A 3,172-nucleotide genomic window follows, 5' to 3' on the forward strand; every position below is an offset into this window, starting at 1 on the left:
ATCCGCGCTTCCACCTGCACTTCACGCCGACCTCGGCCTCATGGCTCAACCAGGTTGAGCGCTTCTTTGCCCTGATCACCCAGGAGCGCATTCGGCGGGGCGCCTTCACGAGCGTGCCCGATCTGGAGAGTGCTATCATGGACTACCTGGAGCACCACAATGCCGACCCGAGACCCTTTGTCTGGACCGCCTCGGCCTCAGCTATCCTGGAAAAGGTCGCCCGTGCGAAACAAGCGTTAGAGTCACAACACTAGGGTGGCGCGGGTCGTCGAGACGGATCCGTCGGGCTTTCTCTGGCCGAAGATGAAGACCGCTGCTCCGGCTTTTACAAGGCTCGTGTCACCGGGCACGAAGGCGACCACCGGCACTTCAGGAGGGACGGTGATCTCCGCCTCCTGGCCCTTGTAGGTCACCCGTAGCACCTGCCCCTGTGGGGCGGCCGCGACCCCGGCGACCGTAGCATTGGTCATGAGGCTATCCGGCGCCAGATCCCAGGCGAACTGCCCCTCGCCTGCCCCGGGCGGCAGAAAATGGACCTCCAGAGCTCGCAGCTTCCCGTCACGCCCTCTCACGGAGGTCGCGGCAATGTAGTCGCCAGTCTTGATGTCGGAGAGACTGCGCTTCTCCACACCGGAGATGGTGAAGTTCGGCGCCAGGGCGACGGGGATCTCCTGCCCTGCCTGGGTTCTGACCCTCAGGATCTGCCCATCGAGCTTCGCGACCGTCCCGCGAACGCGGGCGGGTGTTCCCTCGGGAGCTTGGGCCAGGACCGGGATCGTCGCGAAGGCGAAGACTACTCCAATCAGGGATGATCGCATGGGTACCCTCCAGAGCTGAGAGCTAGCTCGGCTTCGATCTTGTCAGATTCCCACACGATCGCTGCACAGGATTTTACGTCAACGGCGCAAAAGGCATGGCCACGAGGCTTGCACGCATTCGTGATCGTGCAACAGCTGCCGCAGCAGGTCTTCCAATGGTCAGACGTCAGTCAGGACCAAGCTCACGTTGCCTATCATAGGCGTGCAATCACCTTGACCAGCCCAGATGCCGCCATACTGTTAGCGGGGTAACCCCGAGGGATGTGCGTCCCTGCCCGGTTGCTGAGTTTCAGGTGTGTTCTCACGAACTTCAGAGGCTGTCGGAGCACCCGGGGCCTCTCCTCTTCAGAAGGTCATCATGTCATCCATGCTCCCTCATCAACGTCGCTTGTCCTCAGCTGTTGTCGCAGTGACCATGGCGTTCGCCGCCAGTCCTTCTCTGGCCGAGCCGGTTACAGCCATCCAGGACCTCGCCAAGCAGGAGCAGCAGCCGCTGCTGGATACCCTGCGCGATCTGGTGTCCATCGAGTCGGGCAGCAAGGATCTTGAGGGTCTGGCGAAGATCGCCGACCTGATTGCCGGCCGCCTGAAGCAACTCGGTGGCAAGGTCGAGCTGATCCAGCCGGCTGGCATCTACCGCATGGATGACACGCCTGAAAAAGTCGGCGCGATGGTGAAAGCCGAGTTTCAAGGCACCGGCAAAGCCAAGATCATGCTCATCGCCCACATGGACACTGTCTACCTGCGGGGCATGCTCAAGGATCAGCCGTTCCGCATCGACGGCGACAAGGCCTACGGCTTGGCCATCGCCGACGACAAACACGGCATCGCTACCATCCTGCACACGATTGGGATGCTGCAGAAGCTGGGCTTCAAGGACTACGGTACCCTCACCGTGCTGATCAACGGCGACGAGGAGATCAGCTCGCCGGGCGCACGCAGCACTATCACCCAGCTCGCCTCCGACCAGGATGCCGTCCTGTCGTTCGAGGCCGGCGGCACCGACGGCAGCATCCGCCTTGCCACCAGCGGCATCGGTGCGGCGTACCTCGCCGTGCAGGGCAAATCCTCCCATGCCGGTGCCCGGCCCGAGGGTGGCGTCAATGCGCTCTACGAGCTCTCGCACCAGCTGTTGCAGCTGAAGGACCTGTCGCAGAACGACCGTGGTCTGAAGCTCAACTGGACGGTGTCGCAGGCGGGCACCAACCGCAACGTGATCCCGGCGGAGGCCACGGCGCAGGCCGATGCCCGGGCGCTGAAGGTCTCTGATTTCGACCAGCTGCAGGTCACGCTGCAGGAGCGCATCAAGAACCAGCTGCTGGCGGACGCGAAGGTGCAGCTGAAGTTTGAGGTGCGCCGGCCACCGCTGGAAGCTACCGACGCCTCCCGAAAATTGTCGTCACACGCCAAGTCCATCTACGATGAGATCGGCGTACCGATGAAGGTGCTGGATGTCGCCACCGGCGGTGGCACCGATGCAGCCTTTGCAGGGGTGAAGGCCAAGGGCGCCGTTGTCGAAGGCTTCGGCCTGAGCGGCTTCGGGGCCCATTCTAATGACGCCGAGTACATCCAAATCGGAAGCATTGCCCCGCGTCTGTATCTGACCACGCGGCTGATCATGGACGTGTCGCAGGACAAGGTGAAGTAAGGGGCATGCCTGACGCGCCATGGCAATTACCGTCATGGCGCGTTCCCTGGCCGAAAGTGCGGGCTCGCCCACGCGACCTGACGCATGATCGGTGCCATGTTCGACCTTGAGAGGGAGCGCAATGCCTTGGCCAAGGCCGATCTCGACGGCATCGTCAAGTCAACGGGACGGTGACCACAGGGAACCATACGTGAGGGATGAAACCGACCCGTCATTCTCGCTACACCCACCACCGCTGTCCGGCTGAATTGATCAGTCATGCCGTCTGGCTGTACTTCCGGTTCCCCTTGAGCCTACGAATGGTGGAAGAGATGCTCGCCGCCAGAGGCATCGAGGTCAGCCATGAGACCGTCCGGCAATGGGCCCGGAAGTTCGGGCAAAGCTTTGCCAATCAGATCCGCAGGCGTCTGCCCGCGCCCGGGGACAAGTGGCATTTAGACGGTGTGTCACGAACACATTTCTGAAGGAGGAGATGTGGAGCTGTACAACTGTCAAGCGACACCGAGATTTACGAGATAAGGCGACATCCAGTTTTACGACGGCTCAAGCGTGAGCCCGCTGGAGAGCCTCCTCCAGATCCCGCAGGCGATAGCTGCGCCCCTTGATGTTGAGAACATGCGCTCGGTGCAGCAGGCGGTCGAGGATGGCCGTGGCCAGCACCTCGTCGCCGGCCAGCAGCTCGGTCCACTCCCGGATGCTCTTGTTC

General features: G+C 62.2%; 2 protein-coding genes and 3 pseudogenes. 3 read left to right on the forward strand and 2 right to left on the reverse strand.

Features of this window, described 5'->3' with window-relative positions; genetic code table 11:
- A pseudogene (locus tag FS320_RS46635) lies at positions 1-254 on the forward strand (IS630 family transposase); the annotation flags it as partial.
- Here the strand turns inward: FS320_RS46635 and FS320_RS40605 are convergent.
- Positions 243-818, reverse strand: a complete 576-nt coding sequence (locus FS320_RS40605) for a hypothetical protein (RefSeq protein ID WP_152718178.1) — start codon at positions 816-818, stop codon at positions 243-245. The pseudogene FS320_RS46635 and the gene FS320_RS40605 sit on opposite strands and share 12 nt — an antisense overlap.
- A gap of 358 nt (positions 819-1,176) precedes the next feature.
- Between FS320_RS40605 and FS320_RS40610 the strand changes: the two genes are divergently transcribed.
- Both FS320_RS40610 and FS320_RS40615 read left to right on the forward strand, forming a co-directional pair.
- Positions 1,177-2,466, forward strand: a complete 1,290-nt coding sequence (locus tag FS320_RS40610; protein ID WP_202882958.1) for a M20/M25/M40 family metallo-hydrolase — start codon at positions 1,177-1,179, stop codon at positions 2,464-2,466.
- Between the two features lie 197 nt (positions 2,467-2,663).
- A pseudogene (locus FS320_RS40615) lies at positions 2,664-2,912 on the forward strand (IS6 family transposase); the annotation flags it as partial.
- Positions 2,913-3,030: 118 nt separating this feature from the next.
- Here the strand turns inward: FS320_RS40615 and FS320_RS40620 are convergent.
- Positions 3,031-3,172: pseudogene (locus FS320_RS40620) on the reverse strand (ATP-binding protein); the annotation flags it as partial.

Origin of the sequence: Microvirga tunisiensis, assembly GCF_009296175.1 — a bacterium.
In the GTDB taxonomy this organism is placed as follows: domain Bacteria; phylum Pseudomonadota; class Alphaproteobacteria; order Rhizobiales; family Beijerinckiaceae; genus Microvirga; species Microvirga tunisiensis.

What these genes read in the sequence shown, in the direction of transcription:
- FS320_RS40605 (WP_152718178.1), bottom strand. Translation starts at nt 818, where the DNA reads ATGCGATCATCCCTGATTGGAGTAGTCTTCGCCTTCGCGACGATCCCG.
- FS320_RS40610 (WP_202882958.1), top strand. Translation starts at nt 1,177, where the DNA reads ATGTCATCCATGCTCCCTCATCAACGTCGCTTGTCCTCAGCTGTTGTC.